The sequence below is a fragment of the Catenuloplanes indicus genome, assembly GCF_030813715.1.
GTDB classification, from domain to species: Bacteria; Actinomycetota; Actinomycetes; order Mycobacteriales; family Micromonosporaceae; genus Catenuloplanes; species Catenuloplanes indicus.
The window spans coordinates 7397538-7419166 of sequence record NZ_JAUSUZ010000001.1 but is presented as its reverse complement, the minus strand read 5'-3'; the positions used below and the strand labels follow the sequence as shown (position 1 = coordinate 7419166).

General features: G+C 74.6%; 1 protein-coding gene. It reads right to left on the bottom strand.

The window, feature by feature from the left end:
* Positions 1 to 34: 34 nt before the first annotated feature.
* Positions 35 to 21343, bottom strand: coding sequence for a YML083C domain-containing protein (locus tag J2S42_RS33330; RefSeq protein WP_307245637.1), 21309 nt, complete (start codon positions 21341 to 21343; stop codon positions 35 to 37).
* Positions 21344 to 21629 lie beyond the last annotated feature (286 nt).

Below are 21629 nucleotides of genomic sequence, written 5' to 3'. Positions count from 1 at the left end.
GGTGTGCCCGGGGTGACGGCCCCGGGCACACCGGTCAATCCACGCAGGTCAGCACGAGCTGGGCGAACTCCGCCAGTTCGGCCGCGCGGTCCGGCTTCGCGGTGGAGATCCGTCCGACCTCGCGCACCCAGGTGACCCGGTCGGTCAGCGCGGCGAAGTACATCCGGTTGTTGCGGATCAACATCTGCGCCGCCTCCGGCACGCCGGTCCCGGCCGGTGTGTCCAGCGTCAGCCGCAGCGCCTCCATCACCGCCGCGTTGGCACCGTGCGTGACGTCGTCGTTCGCACCGTTGGCCAGCCCGGCCAGGGTCGCGAGCGGCACCGTGCCGTCGATCACGGGCTTGACCAGCAGTTCGGCCCGACGGACCGGGTCCTTCTCGGTCAGGTAGTCGAACGCGGTGTCCGCCTGGTCCACCGCGGCCATCTCCAGGATCGCCCGGTGCGCGGAGATCGCCTGGTCACCGGCCTCGTCACCGCGGGTCACCGGCGACGGCAGCTCCTTCACCGGGCCGTGGCCGGCCGCGATGTCCCGGGCCGGCCGCCGGCCCAGGATCCGCTCGATCGCCGCACGGTTGACCGGGCTGGCCAGCGTGTCGCGGTGCGCGGTGAAGAGCTCCCGCTTGAGCGTCCAGCCGCCGGCGCCGAGCCAGCGGTGCAGCTCGTCGGAGAGCACGTCGCCGTAACCACCGGTCACCGGTTCATCGGCCGCACGGGCCAGCGCGGCCTTCGCGTCGGCCACGTTGACGGTCTTGCCCGGCAGTCGCACGTCCCAGCTGCGGCTGAGGTTGTCCAGGCCACCGCCGGACGACGCGCTGCGCTGCATCACCGGCACGCCGTAGGTGGCGAACAGATCCTGGAACGGCCCCGCGGCAGTACGGTCGTCGAGCACCACGACCGGGCGTACACCCAGCTCGAACCACGCCTCGAGGACGTCGCCGAGGCGGCGCTCGATCGCGACCGGCTCGCCGGGCCCGACCACCAGCAGCGGGACCTCGCGGCCGCCCCCGGTGAGCGCGGCGTGCTCGGCCCGGAGCCGGTGCAGGAACCGCTCGTCGACCCGGCCGCCGATGACGACGATGCCGTTGTCCGGCCGGACGCCGCGCGGCAGACGCGGTGCCCGGCCGGCCGCCGCCGTGGGCCGCACCGGCGGTGCGGGCGTCTCGGCCGGCGCACCGTCCTGTTCGGACGGCGGCGGCGTATCGGCGGCGCTGCCGCTGGAGTGCCCCGAGCCGGTGTCCGAGGCGTCCGGCGTGAAGTCCGGGTGACCGGACCGCCCTGAGCTGCTGCCGGTGTAGGTGGACCAGTCCGAACCGGTGTCCGAGTGGTCCGAGTGATCCGAGTGGTCGGAGTGATCCGAGCCGTCGGGCCGGCCGGAGTCGTCGGCCGCGGCCGGGACCGCGCCCTTGAGCCGCCGGTAGCCGATCGCGCCCTCCGGCAGCGCGTCCAGGCCCAGGCTCAGGCTCATCCGGTCGAGCAGGTCCGCCACCACCGTCATCTCGGCCAGGTCGTCCGGCCCGTCCGGCAGCGTGACCAGCGGCGGCGTGGTGAGCACCACGCCGTCGCGGCCGACGATCTCGTGTTCCGCGCCGGGCAGCGGTGACCCGGCCGGCGCCGGCCCGAGGTGGACGGTGCGGCCGCCCTCCTCGGCGACCCAGCCGCCGCCGATGTCCAGCTGCCGGGTGCCGGGACGCATGGGCAGCCCGTACGGCAGGACCGGCCGGCCACGCCCCCACGGGTTCGCGGTCGCCCGGACGTGGACGTGCGAGGCGACCGCGGCGAACACCGGCTCGCCGTGCACGTCGACCGGGACGACGGTCCCGCTCAGCACCGGCGGCTCGCGGAAAGCCTGGATCGGCACGCGCAGCACGGCCGGGCCGTCGATCGGCGTCGGCTTCCCGCCGGTCAGGTCCGACACCAGCAGGCGGTCGGCCTGGCTCTGCGCCTGCGCGACCGTCCAGTCCCGGGCCGACATCAGCTCCACGACCAGGCCCCGCCGGATCTCGGCCGGCAGCTTCGTGATCAGTCGGGTGATGTCCCAGGGCTGGGTCACGTCAGCCATGACCGCGAGGTGGTAAGCGTCGCCGGGCGGCGGCGGCAGGTCGTCCACCGGTACCGGCGCCCCGGCGCGGGCCAGGAACAGCTGCCGGCCCAGGCGGTTCAGGTCGTACCCCGGGGACAGGCCCTTGGTCAGGCGGTCCAGCTCCGGCGCGGCCGGCACCGGACCGGTCACGCGGCGGCCGACCTCGAACCGGGTGAACACACCGCCCCGGCTCGACTGGATCAGCTCGATGACCTCGCGCACGCTCTCCGGCATCTCGGCCTGGTCCGGGTGCGGCACCGACACCAGCGGGCGGCGGGCGGGCGTCGTACCCGCCGAGTCGGCCAGCGCCTCGCCGTCGGCGAGCAGCGGTGACCTGCCGGCCGGGCCGAGGTACAGCGTGCCGCCGTGCTCCTGGCCGACCCAGTCGCCGAACTGGAACAGCCGGGTCCCGGGCTGCACGGGCAGCCCGTACGGCCGGATGTGGTTGGTGGTGTCGCGGGCCCATGCCGTGCGCGGCGACCGGAACTCGACGGTGGTGGCGAAAACGCCGAACGTCGGCGTGCCCTGCTCGTCCCGCGGCACGGTGTACGGGCCGGCCGGCGGGCGCTCCGCGAGCTGGCCGGTGGAGACCACGACGACGCTCGCGCCGCCGGTGTCGTCCGGGAAGAACTTCGCCGCGTACGACCGCAGCTCGCCGACCTTCCACGCCCCCTGCAGGTGCACCTGGAGGTGACCGCGGACGTCCACCGGCAGGGCGGCGATCAGCTCGGCGACCGCATCGGCGTCGAAGCCCTCGCGGCTCACGGTGAGCCGGACCGTCCCCTCCGGCGGGTCCGGGAGCAGGTCACCGTCCGGCACCGTGCCGGTGGCCGGCCGCAGCAGGAAGTGGTTGCCGGAGCCGCGCAGCTGGAAGCCGTCGCGCAGGCCGGCCGTGTACCCGGCCGGCGCACCGGCAAGGAACTTACTGGCCGGCTGCTCGGTGAACGCGTAAAGGCTGTCGTCCGCCCGGTCCGGCAGCGACGGGAAGTCGGTCACCGGCCGGCGGTAGGCGACCGTGCCGGACTCACCACGGACCGTGTCGATGAGCGTCTGCACCGCGGCCGGCGCGGTCCGCGCGAACGGCAGCGACACCTGGACCCGCTCGCGCACCGGGTTGTGGTCCGCGTCGACCAGCACCTCCTGCTCCGGCCAGTCCGCCGGGCGCCCGAAGTTGACCGTCCCGTCGCGCTCCTCGACCGCCCAGCCCTCGCCCGCGTCGAACCGGCGGCCCTCCAGGAACGGCAGGCCGTGCGGCGTGACCTGGTTGGCCGGGTCGCGGCTCCAGGCCGACTTGCGCGCCCGGAACCCGATCGTCGTCGCGGTCGCGCCGAACGTGACGGTGCCGTCCGCCGTGCGCGGCACCACGAAACGGCTGGCCGGCACCGATTCGGTGAGCGCGCTCGCCGGCACCCGCACCTCGGCGTCGCCCTCGATCGGCGCCCAGTTGTCGTCGCCGGACTGCTGCACCAGCACGTAGTCGGCGAGCCTGCGCGCCTCGGCCGGCGTGTACCGGCGGCCGGAGGGCAGATCCACCACCAGGCCGGTACGAACGGACGCGGGCAGCCCGGCGATCAGTTCGGCCACCGCCCCGAAGTCGGTGATCTCCGACTGCACGACGAGGTGGAACGCGGCACCCGCGGGCGCCGGCGTGGCCGGACGGCGCACCGCCGCCCCGACCGGCGCGAGCACGAACTGGTTGCCGCTGCCGCGCAGCTGGAACCCAGTGCGCAGACCGGACGTGTACGTAGCCGGCGCGCCCAGCAGCACCTCGCTGCGAGCGTGGCCGGGCCGGTCGGTGAACGCGTACACGCTGCGCGGCTGCCGGTCCGGCAGCGGCGGCAGGTCACGCACCTGACGCCGGTAGCCGACCTCGCCACCGCCGAGCTTGTCGAACATGGCCTGCACCGCGGCCGGTGGATTCTCCGTGCCGTACGGCAGCGACACCCGGACCCGGCGGCTGAGCGGTGCGCCGTCCCGGTCCACCAGAATCACGTCCTGGACCACCGGCGCGGGGCCGTCCGGTGCGAAGTGGACGGTGCCGTCGTGCTCCTCGGCGACCCAGCCGTCCCCGACCGGGAACCGCCGGGACCTCGGCTGCGGGTCCAGCTGATGCGGCGTGATCCGGTTGTTCCGGTCCCGGCTCCAGCCCGACTCGCTGTTGCGGAACTCGAACGTGGCCGCGGTCGCGCCGAACGTCGGCTCGCCGTTCTCGTCCCGAGGGATCACGAACGGGCTGGCCGGCGGGCGTTCCTCCAGGTCGCCGGCCGCGACCCGGACGGTCACGTCCCCCTCCAGCGGGATGGTCGCGTCCGGCACGAGCCGCTGCCGCAGCACCTGGTTCGCGATCTCCTGGACGCGCGCGGCCGTGTAGGTGCCGGCCGGCAGATCCACCACGAGACCGCCGTCGATCTGGCCGGACAGGCCGTCGACCAGCTCGGCCACGACCGCGACGTCGAACCCGTCCTCCGCGACCACCACGTTGCGCCGGTCGCCGGCCGGCGGGGCCAGCAATGCGTCCGTACGGGTGCTCCGGGCCGGGGTGAGGTAGAGGCGGGTGCCGGACGACCGCAGATCCCAGCCGGGCCGCAGACCCGCGGTGAGTTCGGCCGGCGCGCCGGTCAGGAACTCGCTCACCGGCGTGTCGGGGCGCTCCGTGAACGCGTACATCCGGCCGGGCCGGCGGTCCGGCAGCGACGGGAACTCACCGGCCGGGCGACGACGGACGACGGAGCCCCCGTCGGCCGTGATCCGGTCGATCAGGTTCTGGACCGCGGCCGGAACCTCGGTGTCGCGCGGCAGCGACACCGCGGCCCGCTCGCGGACCGGGAGGCCCTGCGCGTCCACCAGCACCGCGTCCGGCGAGGCCGGGGAGCCGTCGTCGGCACGGCCGATGTGGACCGTGCCCTCCGCCTCCTCGGCCACCCAGCCGTCGCCGACGTCGAAGCGCCGGCTCCGCGGCGCGACCGGCAGGCCGTACGGGGTGGCCGGGTTCGCGTTGGACCGGGCGCGGAACTCGTACATCGCGGCGGACGCGCCGAAGACCGGGTTGCCGTCGGCGTCCAGCGGCGTGACGTAGGGACTCGCGGCCGGCCGGCCGGACAGCTGCCCGGCCGGGATGCGCAGCACCACGTCACCGTTGATCGGCGCCGGGCGGCCGTCCGTGCCCGGCAGCGTCAGGCCGTTGTCGGCCAGCGCGCGGAGCTCCCGGGGCGTGTAGACGCGATCGGCGGGCAGGTCCACGGTCAGGCTCTGCCGGCCGTCCTCGGACAGCTCCGCGATCCCGGCCGTGAGCACGGCGACGGTCGCCGCCCCCGGGGCCAGCGTCATGTGGTGCCGGCGGTGCGCGGGCGCGGGCAGGTGGGCCGAGGTCAGCTCCGGCTGCCCGGCCGGCGACAGGAACGACTGATCACCGACGGTACGCAGGCGGTGGACGGGCGCGACCGGGCGGCGCGGCCGGGTGCGGGTGGCCGGGTCCTGCGGGCGGGCCGGCCGGGTCCCGGCCCCGGTGGTCGCCGCGGCCGGATAGGTATCGGTCTCCGGCGTGCCGGGCAGCGTGTCCGTGGGCGTGCGGGGCGGCGTGCCCGCGGGCGTGCTCTCGGGCGTGCCGGGCGGCGTGTCCGTGGGCGTGGTGCTCGGCTCCGATGCTGGTGCCGAGCCCATGTCCGGGTCCAGCTCCGTGATCACGCGGTTCTCCGCGGCCGCGTCCGTCTGCGGCGCGGCCGACGGCTCGTCCGCCGGGCGGACGGCCGGCACCAGCGTGCCCGCGGCCGCCGCGGCCACCATGCGTCCCAGCACCTTGAGCCGGGTGGTGAACGCCTCGTCGAAGGTGGCCCGGTCGTAGTCGCCGGCCTCCAGCCGCGTGTTGAGGTCCCGGTCCATCGCTGTGCGGAGCACACCGGCGACCACGCGCACCGCCTCGTCGCCCGCGTGCTCGGCCAGGAACGGGCGGGCCTCCTCGTCCCACCGCGCGCCGTACCGGTCGCGCTCCGCGGCACGGCCCGCGCCCGCCGGCACCGGTACCGCGATGTCCTCGCGCAGCCGCTGCGTGAGCGTGCTCAGCACGGCCGCATCGACCGGCGCGTCCCGGTCCGGGCCGCGCATCCAGGCCTTGATCCGGCCGTCCAGGTCGTCCAGCACGGTGTCGAGCAGCGTGGCCTGCTCCTCGGTGCCCAGCGGCGCCATCCGGCGTACGCGGGCGAGGTCCAGCCACTGGCTCATCGACAGGTCGAGCCGGGTCCGCAGCCGGTCGGCGAGCGCGGTGTCGGTGACCGTCTCGCCGATGATCCGCTCGGCGCGGCGCCGGGTCAGCTCGACGGTGAGCCAGGTCTCGGCCGCGGCCCGCAGGTCGTACGCCCACCGGCTGCCGGCGGCCGTGGTGAACAGGCCGTCCGGGGCGGTGCCGTGCGGCGGGAACGCCCGGGCGAACTCGTCGAGCACCATGGTGCGGAACGTGGTCCGCAGCGACTCCGCCGCGGCCGCGCTCTCGTCGGCGGCGGCACGGCCGGTCAGCACCGCGTCGAGGTGCGCGTCCAGCCGGTCCGGCAAGGTGGCCGCGAACCGCTCGCGATCGGCCGCCGCGCGGTGCATCGCGGTGAGGTGGTCGTCCGTGTGGTGGGCGTCGAAGATCAGCCGGTCGATCCGGCCGGGGTGCTGCCCGCCCACCGGATGCATCAGATCGAACTCGGCGAGCGCGGCGTCGCGGACCGCGAGCGCGGCGGTGCCGTCCCGGATCTCCGGTGGGGCCGCGTCCAGCACCCGCGTCACGAGCGCGGCCCGGTCCGCCTCCCGGGCGGTGACCTCATCGAGTCGCCGCGGCATCGCGGCGACGTTCGCGTCGAACAGCACGTCCCAGGCGGCGCGGTCGAACTCGCCGGCCTTCAACCGGGTGTTCAGGATGGACAGGACCGTGGCCCGGCGCGTCCCGGCGAACGTGCGCTCCGGGCCACCGGGGGCGAAGCGCTCCAGGACCGGGCGGACCGCCTCGTTCCACTTCTGCAGGTACTCGGTGCGCACCTGCACCTGCTCGGCCGGCGACATGGCGGCCGTCGCCGCCGGTGTGGTGCCGGCCGGTGTGGTGCCGGTGGGACGCGGGGCCGGCGGCGGTTCCGTCGAGGTGGACGGCACCGGTTCCACCGGTGCCGGGTTCGCGGCGGCCTCGGCCAGGCGCTCCTCCAGCGTGGCCAGCGTGGCGGTGAACATGCCCTCGAAGACGTCCCGCGGCGTGGCCGACCGGCCGGTCAGCCGGTCCTCCAGGTCCGCCATCACCCGTCGCCGGAGCTGCTCCGCGGCCTGCCGGGCCGCGTCGAACCGCGGTCCGGCCTCGTACCGGTCCAGGATCGGGTTGACCGCCTCCTCCCAGCGGCCGGCGTAGGCGTCGCGGTCCGCGGCCTGTCCGGTGCCGGCCGGCACCGGGACCACGGTGTCCTGCCGCAGCCGCTCGGTCAGCGTCCAGACCTGGCCGGAGTCGGCGGTGCCGCCCGGTGTGCCGCCGGCCAGCGCGCCGGTCAGCAGCGCCGGCAGGCCGCGGGAGCCGCCGAGCAACCGGGCCTGCTCCCCCGCGCCGAGCGACGGCAGCTGCCCGGCGCGGGTGAACGCGGCCTCCGGCGGCAGGTGCTCGGCCAGTTGCGCCCGCACATGTGCGGCGAGTGCCGGGTCCGGGATCGCGTCGGTGACGACCTGCTCCGCGCGCAGCTGCGTGACCCGGATCGTGAAGAAGTTCTCGGCCGTCGCGCGCAGGCCGTCCGCCCAGCGGCGCGCGGCCGGCTGGCCGAACCGGCGGTCGGACTGCCCGAGCACGCTGCCGTCGGCCGGGAAGACCCGGTCGAACTCGGCCCGCGCCGTGGCCTGGAACTCCGCGCGCAGCGTCAGTGCGGCCGCCCGGGTCGCGTCCGTCCAGGCACGACCGCCGAGCACCGCGTCGACGTGCCGGTCCAGCTGGTCCGGCAGCGTCTCCGCGAACCGGGCCCGGTCGGCGGCCGCGGTGAACCGCGCGCGCAGCGCGTCCGCGCCGTGCAGTGTCTCGCCCAGCTCGTACGAGATCCGCTCGGTGAGGTCGAACCGGCCGCCCGGCGGGAACCGGTCGTTGAACTCGGCCAGCACCTCCTGGTGCACGGCCCGCGCCGCGTCGGTGTCCCGGAGGTCGGCCGGCGTGTGCTGCTCCAGCCGCGCCTGCAGGTCCCGCCGCGCGTTGCCGCGGGCGGCCGCGAACTCCAGCTGCTCCAGGGTACGGCTGCCGGACGGCCGGGCCGGCGGCTCGAGCGTGAGCGTGCCCACGTCGTCGCGGCGGGTCTGCGGTGCCATGCCCAGGTCGCCGGCGCGGGTGTCCCGCGCCGCGGGGCGGGATCCGGGCTGGAGGTCAGCCTCCGGGCGCGTCCGGACGTCCGTCACGGCGGCATCCGGACGCGTCCGGACGGCCGTCACGGCGGTATCCGGGTCGAGGAACCGTACGGTCGAGGGGGCGTCCGTGCGGGACGCCGTGACCGTGGGTGCGGTGTCGGGGCGGGTGGTCCCGGCCGCGGGGGTCGCGTCCGTCCGTAGCGGTACCGTGCCGGGCTGTCCGGTCTCCCGGGTGACAACGTCGCTGACCCGCCTGCTGAACGAGTCGATGCCGCCACGGACCATCCGGTCCCAGGTGCCGCGGTCGAACCCGGTCGGGTCGGCGAGCCGCTTCTCCAGGTCGGCTGTCATCTGATCGTGGAACCTCTTGGCGAGGCCGTTCGCCGCGGTCCGCGCCGCTCCGGACGTCCCGAAGCTCTCGAGTACCGGGTTGATCGAGGCGTTCCAGCTCGCGTCGAACCGGGCCCGCTCCCAGGCCCGGCCCATCTCGGCGCCGAAGTCCGCCGTGGTGTCGCGGCCGACCGGGCGGGTGAGCACCTCGTCCAGCCGCCTCCGCATCGCCTCCAGACGGACGTCCGGGCGTGGCGCAGTCGCGGTATCCGGCCGGGTCACGACGTCGTGGACATGCCGGTTGAACGAGTCGATGCCGCCGGCGACCATCTTGTCCCAGGTGCCGCGGTCGAACCCGTCCGGGTCGGCCAGCCGCTTGTCCAGGTCGACCTTCATCCGTTCGTGGAACGCCTCGGCGAACTTGTTCGCCGCCGTCCGGGCCGCTCCCGTCGTCCCGAAGCCGTCCAGCACCGGAGCGACCGAGGTCTCCCAGGTCACGTCGAACCGGACCCGCTCCATGGCGCGGTCCAGGGCCCGGCCGGTCTCGGCGCCGAACTCGGTCTGGCCGGGTGCCTCCGACGGGCGGGTCTGCTCCGGTGGGCGGCTCTGCGCGGCCCTGACCTGCCTGTCCAGCACGTCGAGGCCGCGCTTGAACGACGCCTCCCAGGCCTCGCGGTCGAATCGCCCGCCACCGTTCAGCCGGCCCCTCAGGTCGGCCATCACCGCGTCGTGTACCAGCTTGGACGTCTCCTGCACCGGCTTGGAGGTGCCCCGGCCCTCCAGGATCGGCGCGGCCTCGCGCTGCCAGCGCGCTTCCCAGGCGGCCACCTCCGCGTCGACGGCGGGCTTGCGTGGCGTCGGGACGGACACGTCCTCGCGCAGGGCGCGGGTCAGCGTGGCGGCCGCGTCCGGGGCGGCTGCGCCGCGGTTCGGGGCGCTGCGCAGCCACGCGCCCACCGAGATGTCGAGGTCGTCGAACAGCTCGGTCATCACCCGGCCGTCCTGGTCCGGGCGGCCGAGCCTGGGCAGGTCGCGCGCCTCGCCGAAAGAGAGCCGGGCGGACAGCGCGTCGTTCAGCCGGCTCTTGACGTGCGCGGCGACCGCGGGGTCGGCGACCGTGCCGTCGATCACCTCACCGGCCCGCCGGCCGGTCAGCTTCACCGTGTACCAGGAGTCGGCGATATCGCGCAGCGAGGCCACCCACCGGTCCGCGGTGCCGGCGTCGAAGCGGCCGACCGCCGGGAACTCGGCGTCGAACTGCCGGCGCACCATGGCCTGGAAGTCGGACCGCCAGGAGTCCGCGGCGGCCCGGGTGCCGTCCGTCCAGGTCCGGTCCGCCATCAGGTCGTCGAGTTGCGCGTCGACCCGGCGCTGCAGCGTGGCCGAGAACGTCTCGCGGTGGGTGGCCGCGTCGAACATGCCGCGCAGCTCGACGTCGCCGTGGGTGAGGTCCCAGACCGCGCGTTCGGCGGTACGGATGTCCGCGCCCTCCGGGAAGCGCGCGTCGAAGTCGTCCAGCACCGCCTTGCGTACCGCCTGGGCCGAGGGGCCGTCCGACGGGCTCAGCCCGGTCAGCCGGGACTCCAGCGCGGCGCGCACGTCGGCGCGGGAGATCGTCTCCGGCGCACCGCGGAACCGCATGCGCGCGTCGACCACGCTGTCGTGCAGCCGGCCGGCGAAGTCGTCGGCGGTGCGATCCGGCAGCGGCGCGCTCAGCCGCGCGTTCTTCCCGCCGTAGACCGCGTCCCAGTTCCTGAACCACTCCGCGCCGTACACCTCGGTGAGCGTGCGGTTGCCGATCGGCCCGCCCCGGCCGAGCAGGTCGCTGAGGTGGCGGCCGGCCTGCGACAGCGAGTCGTCGAGCAGCTCCTCCATCCGGACCCGGGTCGGCATCTCCCGGCGGATCGTGAGCACCTCGGCGTTCAGCCGATCCGTCGCGGCCTGCACCGACTCCGGGGAGTAACCGTCGCGGCTCAGGCCGGGCCGCAGGTCGTCGTGCAGCCCGGAGATCCGGTCGTGGATCTCCGCGGCCATCCGCGAGATACCCGCCGGCTCGACCTTCACGCCGGCCTGCCGGGACGTCAGCACGAGATCGTCGATCAGGCTCTCGACCAGGTTGTCACGGTGCCGCTCCAGGTCGAGCTGCCGGCGCGGGGCCGGTCCGTTGTACGCGTCACCGGCCACCTTGAGCCGCTCGGACACCAGCCGGCTCGCGTCGGCGCCCAGGTCGGCGCGGGCCGCGCGCAGACCGTCCGCCGTGCCCAGCCGGCCCCGGTGGTGCAGCATCGACTCGACCAGGCGGGTGTTGAGGTCGCCGGTCATCGATGCCCGCAGGTCGCGGGCCATGTCGATGGCCCGGTCGCCGGGCAGCACGCTCTCGCCGGCCTTCTGGCTCCACCGGCTCGTCTCGACGTTGGTCTGCCGGCGAACCGTGGTGTTCAGGTTCTGGGAGAGGTCCGGTGCGGCCTTCAGGTACTCGCTGAGCCGCTGTCGCAGGCCGGCGTCCGCGGCGTCCCAGCTGGACCGGTTAGCCGGGCTGAACGCGTCACCGCGGTGGGTGCCGACCACCTCGTTGCCGGTGATCTGCACGTCCCGGGTGAACGCGCGCACGCCGAGCTCGATGTCGGCGTCGCTGAGGCCGCGCTGCTTGGCCAGGTGCACCTCACGCACGACGGCAGGACGGTACCGGCCGATCTCGTTGCGGTGGAACGCGTCGTAGCGCAGCTCGGCGCGCAGCTCGGACAGTGACCTGTTCCAGTTGGCCTCCGCGTTCCGCCAGACCACCGAGCCGACCTTGGCGTCCTGGCGGAGCACCGGGCCGAACGACTCCTCGAACTTCTCGTGGTACCGCTCGGAGAACCGGCTGCGCCACGCGGTCTGTTCCGCGGACGGCAGGTCGCGCAGGAACCGGAACCGCGACTGCTCACCGCCCAAGAGCGCGTCGAACCCGGTCCGGCCGTTGCTCGTCCCGCGCGCGCCGGAGAAGTCGGGCGACTGGGCGCGGCCGTCGTTGAGCACGCTGTCGAACTCGCTGTCCGCGTCGCCCCGGCGGGCCTCGATCACCTTCGCCGTCTCGATCCGGGACCGGAACGACGCGTCGAGCCCGTCCGTGCGATCACCGAACTCGACGATCCGCTCGGGCGTGTCGAGCCGCTGCCGCGGCATCGGGTAGGCGGTGCCCTTCGGCTTGCCGGGCTCGGCCGCGGTGGTCGCGGCCGGTTCGGGCCGGGCCGGCTTCGGCAAGCCGGGGAAGTCGTCCGGCACCAGATGCGGCGCGTCCTTGCCGAGCCGGGCCGTGCCGACCGGGACCAGGTCGTCGAGGCTCTGCCGGACGAACACGGCATCCAGGTCGGGGGCGCGCACGCCGTCGGCGAGTGCGGCGATCGTGCGGTCCGGCAACGGCCCGCGCAGCCCGGCGTGCTGACCGCCGAAGAACTCGTCGAAGTTGGTGAACCAGTCCTTGCCGGCTACCTGGGCGAGGGTACGGTTCGTACGCGGTCCGTCCGGGCCGAGCATGCTGCCGTACCAGTCGTCGGCCGTCCGAGCCGACTCGGCCAGGCGCTCCTGGAACCGTACCCGCGCGGGCATCTCGTTCTTGATCGCCGCTGCCTCGGCGGTGAGCCGGTCCTTGACCGTCTGCACCGACTCCGCCGACCAGCCGTCACGCTGCAGGCCGGGCCGGGACGCCTCGTTGAGGTCGGACAGCCGGCCGCGGATCTCGGCGCCGAGCTGGGAGACGTCCGCCGGGCCGAGCCGCACGCCGGGCTGCCGGACCGTCGCGAGCAGGTCGTCCTGCAGTGCACCGATCAGCGTGTCCCGGTGCTCCTCGACGTCGAGCTGACGGCGCGGCGACGTGCCGTTGTAGGCCTCGCCGAACTGCCGCAGCCGCTCGGTCACGATCCGGTCGACGGACACGTCGAGGTCCTGCCGGACCGATCGCATGCCGTCGCCGGTGCCGAGCGACTGGCGCCGTTGCAGAACCGACTCGACGATCCGGGTGTCCACCCGGTCCGCGATCGACGTCCGCATCTCCACGTGCTGGCGCGCGACCTGGGCCGGGGTCATCGCCGCGTCGCCGAGCTTGTCGTTCCACCGGCCGAGCTGATCGCTCATGCCGCGGTCGACCCGGCCGCGCATCTCGGCGGCCAGATCGGGTGCCTTCTGCAGGTACTCCCGCAGCCGGCCCTGCAACCCGGTGTCCGCGGCGTCCCATGCGCCGCGGTGCGCCGGGTCGAACGCATCGCCCCGGCCGAACCCGTCCCGGCCGGGGAACCGGCCGGCGACCACGGAGTCCGCGGTCATCTGCACATCGCGGGTGAACGCACGCACGCCGAGCGCGATGTCGGCGTCGCTGATGCCGTTCCCACGGGCGTCCCGGACCGCCTGGTCGACCGCGTTCCGGTGCCGGCCGATCTCGTTGCGGTGGAACGCGTCCAGCTTCAGCTGCGTCTTCAGGTCGGCGGAGACCCGGGCCCAGTCGTCGACCGCGCTCCTGAACGTCATCGAGTCCGGGGCCGCGCCGTCGCGCAGCACGTGCGCGAACGTGTCCTCGAACGCGGTGTTGTACTCCTCGGTGAACCGGTTGCGCCACGCGGCCTGCTCCGACTGCGGCAGGTCGTGCAGGAACTTGAAGCGCGGCCCCTCCGCGGCCGGTGCCCGGTCCTTCGGCTCGCTGAACAGCTCGTCGAGCCGGTCCTGCGCCGACTTCGGCGCGGCCGTATCGGCCGGCGCGTCGTTCCTGCCGAAAGCCGATTCGGCCTGGGTACGGCCGGTGCTCAGCACCTCGTCGAAGACCTCGCCCGGCTTCGCCCGCAGCGTCTCGAGGTTCTTGGCGGTGGCGATCCGCCCCTGGAACGCCTCGCCGATCTGCACCACCTTCGCCTGGAACTCCGCCGTCCGGGCCACGTCCGGCGCGGACACGTCCGGGTCCGGCAGCGGCTGGGCCGTGCCGGTGCCGGGGCCGGTCGTCGGGTCCGCCTCGGGACGCGCCAGACCGGGGAAGTCCTCCGGCGTCAGGTGCGGGGCGTCCCGGCCGAGCGGGGACGTGCCGACCGGCACCAGGTCACCGGCCGACTCCTGGAGGAAGTGCGGGTTGCTGCGGTCCGGCGCGCGGACCGTGTCGGCGAGGTCGGCGATGGTGCGGTCGGGCAGCGGGGCGCGCAGGCCGGCGGACTGCATGCCGAGCACGTCGTCGACCCCGGTGAAGAACTCCCCGCCGTGCACCTGGGCGAGCGCGCGGTTGGCCCGCGGGCCGTCCGCGCCGAGCAGCTCGCCGTAGGCGAAGTCGGCGGTCCGCTGCAGCTCCGTCAGCCGCTCCTCGTACCGGACCCGGGACGGCATCTCCTCCACAATCGCTCGCGCCTCGGCGTCGACCCGCTCGGTGGCCGACCGGACCGCGTCCGGCGAATACCGGCTCTGCTCCAGGCCGGGCCGCAGCGCCGCGTCGACGTCGGCCATCCGGCCGTGGATCTCGGTCGCCAGCCGGGTGACGCCCGCGGAGTCGAGGCGGACACCGGGCTGGCGCACGGTCTCGGCCAGGTCGTCCAGGAGCGCGCTGACCCGGTCGGCTCGGTGCTGCATGAAGTCCAGCTGGCGGCGGGCGGCCGGGCCGTTGTAGGCGTCGCCGTACGGCCGCAGCCGGTCGGCCACGGCCTGGCCGACCATGGAGTCCATGTCGTCGCCGACCGACCGCGTGCCGTTGGCCGAGCCGATCCCCTCGCGCTGCCACAGCATCGACTCGACGACGCGGGTACGCACGTCGTCGGCGATCGAGGCGCGCACGTCACCGGCCTGCTTGGCCACCCGGCCGGACGGCAGTGCGTCCGTGCCGAGCTTGGTGTTCCACGCGCTCAGCTGCCCGTCGACCCGCGAGTCGAGCAGCGTGCGCACGCGAGCGGACAGCTCGGGGGCCCGCTGCATGTAGTCGCGCAGCCGGGTGCTGAGCGCCGTGTCCATGTCGTTCCAGGCGCCGCGGTTCGCCGGGGCGAACGCCTGGTCGCCGGAGTGCCGGCCGATCAGCGTGTCCGCGGACATCTGCACGTCGTGGGTGAACGCGCGCACGCCGAGCGCGATGTCACCGTCGGCGACGCCGTTTGCCCGGGCCTCGTCCACCGCCCGCTGCACCATGGGCCGGTGCCGGGCGATCTCGAGGTGCTGGAACACGTCGAGCTTCAGCTTCGCCTGCAGGTCCGCCGACAGCTGTTGCCAGGTCTCGACCGCCCGGTTCCAGGCCGGGGTGTCCACCATCGCGCCGTCCCGTACCAGCGGCCCGAACGTGTCCTCGAACGCCTGGTTGTGCTCCCGCTCGTACCGGCCGCGCCAGGCCGGGCGCTCGGACTCGGGCAGGTCGTGCACGAACTTGAACCGTGAGTCGCCCTGCGCGTCCGCGGCCCGCGCCGTGGTCCGGCTGGACTCGATCACGTCGTCGAAGTTGCGGCCCGGATCGCCGCGGAGGCCCTCGGCGTTGCGGGCCGTCGAGATCTGCGGCTGCAGCTTCTGGCCGATTGCCTGCACTTTGGCGTCGAGCGCGCTGACCTCCGCCGGCGTCATCGCCTTCGGGTCCGGCAGCGGGTGGGCCGTGCCCGTGCGCTGCCCGGGCAGCGCGCCCGGGTCGGAGTGCGTCAGCCCGGGGAAGTCCTCCGGGGCCACGTCCGGGCGGCCGAACCGGGTCGGGTCGCCCGGCACGAGGTGACCGGCCGTACCCGGCTTGATCGCGGTGCTCGCCGGGACGGCCGGTGCCGCCTGCTCACCGAGCGCGTCGAGGCGCGTGCCGAAGCCGTCGCCCTGTACCCGCTCCTGTGCCAGCCATGCCTGGTTCTCGAAGTCGCGGCTGCCGATCGTCTCGCGGTGGGCGCTGACCCACTCGCTGCGGAACCGGTCGGCGAGTCCGTCGTAGGCACCGGGCGACAGTGACGAGTGGACCGGGTCGGTCCGGGTACCCATGATCTTGACGAACTCGTCGGCCGCGGCCGCGGGCAGCTTGCTGAACTGCGGCTCCGCCTTGATCCGGAGGTGCATGCCGTCGGCGAGCGCGTCGAGCTGTTTGCTCCAGGCCCGTCCCTGCGGCTGCGGGTCGATGTGCCGCCGGGCGAACGTGCCGGCGCCGGCCGAGTCCCACAGCTCGGCCCGCAGCTGCCGGAGCGAGCCGTGCCACGCCTTCTCCACCCGGGCGAGCTGGGCCGGGTCGAGCTTCGGCATCTCTGCCTGGTGCGCCAGTGAGCGCTTGACCAGCTTGTTCTGCTGCGGCGACATCGCCGCGTCGAACGCCCGGTGGAACGAGTGGTCGGCGACCTGGGAGAGCGACAGATCGTCGTGCAGCCGGCCCTGTGCCTCGGCCAGCAGGTCCTTGACCGTCTTCGGCTTCGCGGCGTCGGCGCCCTTGCCGCTGCCCTTGCCGGCCGCGGCCGGCGCCGGGGTGGACACCTGCGGCGTCTCGTTGACCGTCCGGACGGTACGGAAGAACTCCACGCCGGCCTGGTCGAAGTATTCCTTGCCGAGCACCCGCTTGTCCGGCCCGCGCTCGCCGGTGTAGTGCGCCGAGGCGTCCCGGAACACCTTCGCGGCCGCGTCGCGCGCGGTCGGGTCGGGGATCCGCTGCAGCGCGCGCCAGGAGGCCTCGTCGCCGGGCCAGTCCCTCGGCATCGGAGTGTCCGGCTCGGCCGGCCGCGGGTTCGCGGCGGCCTGGGTGAACCGCGACTTGAACTCGCCGGCCGCCCGGTTGAACACCGTGCCGGCCTCGGCCGGGTTCATCACGCCCTGGCCGCGACGGCCCCACATGTCCCCGCGCAGCGTCTGGACGTGCGCGTCCCAGTCGCCGCGGATCGACGCCATGTCCTCCGGGCGCAGCCGCGCGGCCAGCTCCGGGTTCGCGTCCGCCCACTCGCGGTAGGCCCGCCCGAACGCGGTGTCCGAGTCGTTGCCGCGCAGCCGCAGCTCCTGCTCGAACCGGGCACGGTTGCGCGCGTCCGCCCGGATGTCGTTCTTCGCGGCCTCCAGCCGGGCCGCGACCTCCTGCGGGTCGCGCGGCGCCTTCTGCGGCCGGGGGACGTCCGCGTCGGCCGTCCGCACCCGGATGTCACCGAGGTCGCCGCCGAGCCGGTTGTGGCGGGCGAGGTACGCGCCCTCCGCGAACGCGGCCTCGGCCGCGTCCAGCTTCTGCTGCCACTGGTGGTGCTTGCCGCCGGTCGTCTCCGCCGGCCGGTTGATCTGGCTGGGGTCCTTGCCCCAGATCTCGGCGAAGTCCTTGTCCAGCCGGTTCGCCGTCCCGGTACGGATGTCGGTCGTCTCACGGTTGGTGAGCTTCAGCTCGTTCGGGCTCGACGCGAAGTGGTGCTGGTCCGCGGCCTGTGCCCGGCGGGTGACGCCGTTGATGGCGCCGGCCTTCTCCAGCGCGGCCGCGGCCCGGCCGCCGTCCGCGGCGGCGAGCCTCTGGGTGGTCGTCGCGTGCACGTCGGCGGTGCGCGCATACGGTCCCGCCTCCAGCCACGCTCCCTCGTGCAGGCGGGCCGCGGTGTCGCGCAGCGTGCCGTGCTCGGCCCCGCGGACCGAGTCGGGCACGTCCGCGCCGCTGCGCACCCGGCCGTCGACCTCGGTCCGGAGGTAGCCGTCCAGCTCGCGTCCGTAGCTGCCGGTGCCCTCGCCGCGGTCGGCCCGGCTCGCCGTCGAGGCGATCGGGGTGCCGTCGTCGCCGGTTCGGCCGGACGCGGCCCGGAAGGCGTTGAACTCCTCGCCGTGGATCCGCGCGACCCGGCCCGGCGAGGCGCCGTCCGCGGCCAGCGCGTCCAGGTCCTGCCGCAGCTGCGGCTCGACGTCCTGCCGGAACCGCGTCTCGACGGCGTGCTCCTGCCGGGCGCGGGCTTCGAAGCGGCCCTGCAGCTCGTTCACCCTGGTGCTGAACGCACCCTCGTCACCGCGGGACGCCACGTGGGCGGCCCGGACCGCGTCGGCGTGGTCGCCCACGGCACGCGACATCGCGGTCTGCGAGATCTGCTCCCCGTTGGGGCCGGTGACCGTCTGCTCCCGGGCCCAGGCGGTCTCCGTCGCCACGGCCCGGTCGGTGGCCGCGGCGCCGCGCAGGTCGCGCTCGGCGGCGGCGGCACGCGCGTCCAGCCGCTGGGACAGCTCGCCACGGCTCATCGGGGACTCGCCGCCGGCCGAGCGGCGCCAGTCGGCCAGGTCGGTGCGGACGCCGTCCTCGTAGGAGCTGCGAACGATCTCGCTGTTGCTCGGCGGCCCGTCACCGCCCGCGCGGGCCGCGAGGGAGTCGAATCTGCCGCTGCTCTTGGCCAGGTCGCCGAGTTCGCTGATCCGGGTGGGCAGCGAGCTCTCCCACTGCCGCCGGATCGTCTCGAGGTGCTTCGAGTCGGCATCCGGCCCGGCGTTGCGGACGGAGACGCGCAGGTCCTCCACGACGGTGGCCCGGATCGCGGACCGGGAGTTCTCCAGCCCGGGGTTGTCCCGCAGATAGGCGTCGACGGCCCGGTCCGCGTGCCGGCCGGTGAGGAAGTGGGTGCGCTCGAAGTTCGCCTCGGCGCGGAGCTGGCGGCCGACGTTCGCCTCGATGTTGCGCATCGGGTCGGTGATGCCGTCCGCGGGGCGGGCGGGGGCCAGCTGGGCGTCGCGAACCACGTCGGCCTCGACGCGGCGCAGGCCGCCCTCGCTGAGCCGCCAGGACCCCTTCTCCGTGCCGGTGGCGACGTGCTCGTCGCGGACGAAACTCCGGGCGCTCTGCGCGATCTCCTCGGGCGTGTTCCCGCTGATGCTCCGGGCCGGCTTCGGCGTCGGTGCCGGCTCGCCGCCGGCGACGGCGCGGGCGCTCGCCGCGACCTCTTCCACCGTGCCGCCGGTGACGCGGGGCCGCGTGGTCGCGGACGTGTCGCCGCTCGCCGTCCCCGGCCGCGAGGCGGTCGGCGTGTCCGGCCGCGTGGTCGCCGACGTAGCCGGCGTCTCCGGCCGGGACGGTGGCAGCGCGTCGGAGCCCCGGCCACCGGCCGCGGAATCCAGGGTGGACGCCTCCAGGCGGCGGTTGACCTCCATCAGGTCGATCGCGTCGTCCCGGCCGGACCGGGCCGACCGCGCGATCGACGGGGTCTCCGAGAGCTCCGTCTCCGGGGTACGGCCCGAGGCCGGGGTGACGTCGTCGGGCCCGCCGCCGGGCCGGCTCACCGGCGGGCTCACGTCGCGGGTCGGCGAGCCGTCGAGGCCCGGCATCGAGCGCATCGAGTCCGGAGTGGGCGAGGACGTGGTCGGGCGGGCGGGCGGTGCGGGCGCGCGCTGGATCGGCGTGCCGTCACCGGTGCCCGGCGACGCGGGGAGCCGCTCGACCGGCGCCATCGGCGGGCTGGACACGGCGGACGTGTCCGCACCCGCCCGCGTCGCCTCGATCCCGTCGACCGACGGCTTGCGCTGCAGCGAACCGGCCTCGGCCACGCTCGGGTCGGCGGCGGCCGGGGCCTTACGGCCCGGCGGAAGCGAGCTGAGCGAGTCGCCACCGATCGAGCCCGGACGCGAGGACTCCGCCGGCGGGTTGCGGAACGCGTCCGGCTGCCGGAACGACTCGGCACCGCCGGCCGTGCCCGTGCGTGCCGACTCCGGCGGCGGGTTGCGGAACGCGTCCGGCTGGCGGAACGACTCGCTGCCGGCCGCCGCAGCCTGGCGCGGCGGCTCCGGGAGGGAGCGGAACGACTCCGGCGAGCGGACGGCGTCCGGAGACGCGGACCGGGACGGGGCCAGGGAGTCCGGTACCCCGGCCGGGCGCCCGCGGGTCGCCTCCGGCGCGGGGGACGTCGAGCCGATCACGTCGGCCGGGTTGTTGACCGCACCGCCCGGGTTCCCGACCTGCTTGGTCGGCGGTACGGCGGACATCTCCGGCAGGCTGCCGGAGCCCGGCACCTTTGCGGTGTTTCCCGGCGAGTTCGCCGACGGGTGCAGGCCGGGCGTGTCGACCGGGCTGCTCGCGCTGCTCGGCGGGCGGGAGACCAGGTCGCCGGGCGTCTCGACCGACGGGCGTCCCGGCAGTGGCCCAGCCCCGGCCATCTCGCCGGTGAACTGGTCACCGGGCGGCAGCGGCGTGCGCTTCGGCGGCAGCTGGCCGTTGCCTCCGACAACGGTGTCCCCGAGCTGCGGCTGGCGCTGCGGGATGTCGCCGGCCTCGACCCGGGACGGCGGCCCGCCGGCGGAGCCGATGTTGTTCGGCACGGTGGAGTTGTTGCTGTTGGCCGCGTTGGAGGCCTCGACCGTCGGCGGCCGGGGCGTGGGCGCGGCATCGAAGCCCTGACCGCCGAGCTTCGGCGGTGCCGCCTGGTCCGGCCCCTTCGCCGTGATCGTGGGCTGCGGGTCCAGGTTGCTCGGCGTGAGGTTGGTGTTGCCGAGCTCGACCCGCGACGGTGCGGTCGGCGGCCGCTGGCTCAGCGGGACGTCGGCCGACGTGGAGTTGCCGGTACGGACCGTGTCCACCGACGGCCGGCGGGTGGGCGGCGGCGCACTGCTCGTACCCGCCGGGATGATCGCGCCGTCCGTCGACGAGGCGGTGATCTCGCCGCTCATCCTGGGCGGCGGCTGCGTGATGTCCACGCCCGGCCGGGTGCTGACCCCGTTCAGGTCGACCCTGCTCACCCCGGTGATCGGGTTACCGCCGTTCGGCACCGCGGTCGGCGCGCCGCTGCCGGCCGGGGGTGCCTCGAAGGTTCCGGCCCTGCTCAGGTTGGCGCCGCCGGGCAGGTTACCGGCGTTGTAGATCATGTTATTGATGTCGGTGGCGTTGTTGGCGATCTTGTCCGGCCCGAGGGCCCCGTTGTCGAAGGTGGACGTGATCCTACCGCCGCCGAGCCCGCCGGTCGGCTTGAAGATCTTGAAGAAGGCCAGCTCCAGCGCGCCGCCGAGCAGGATGTTGAACGTCGTGCCGACCGGGTCCGGCTGGAACGGCATGCCGTGCGTCTGACCGACCGCGGCCTGGATCGAGAGGTCGACGGCGGCGGCCCAGAACGCGCCGTTGACGAAGACGCCGATGTACTGCGCCACATTCTGCGAGATGAACGGGATCTTGCTGAGGATGTTGGCGATCAGCTCGCCGACCACGCTGAGCACGCGGCCGAGACCGGCGAAGAGCATGGCGAGCCGGGCCGGCAGCGTGACCGCCATCAGCGGCAGCATGATCAACATCAGGGCCATGCCGACACCCATCAGGATGTCCATGATCAGCTGGAGGAGCTCCTGGCCCTCCTGCTTCTTGAGCGCGGCACGGATCTCCGCGGCCACCTCGTCGAGCGAGGCCGCCATCTCCATGCAGGCCTGCCGGATCCGCATGATCCGTACGATGATGATCTCGCCGGTCCGGTCGGCCTGCTTGAACGCGTCGCCGGTCCACGTGACGCCGACGAACGGGTGGACCGGGATCTCGTTCCGCCAGTCGTACTGGTACTGCTCTTCACCGACCGGGGTGTGCTGGTTGAACTCCTCCTGCGAGGGGAAGTCCGCACCGATCAACCGGTTGACGGTGTTCGTCAACATCCCCATCTGGTCGCCGAACAGGCGCCACTGGTCGGCCAGCAGCTCGATATTGGCCGGATCCGGACGAACTGCGCCCTCGTCGTCTGCCACGTGCCTACCTCCCGGGCCTTCCGCGCGGGAGGACCGGGCCGCACGGCGCCGGCCCCCATGGCAGCGGACCGAGCACCGCAACGATAGTGGGCGCGCGTCGGCCCGTGACAGGCCCACGTTTACCCACGGCCGGGTACCCGGAAAAGGGACGTTGCCCGGCCCGGGGAAACCGCTCCACAGTGAGGCTGCGGACAACTGCCGGGACGCGAACCGACGGCCACCGAGCCGGGGATCACCGCCGTGGCCGACGTACCGGATCGCCGTTCGGGCCCGCACCCCCAGTCGC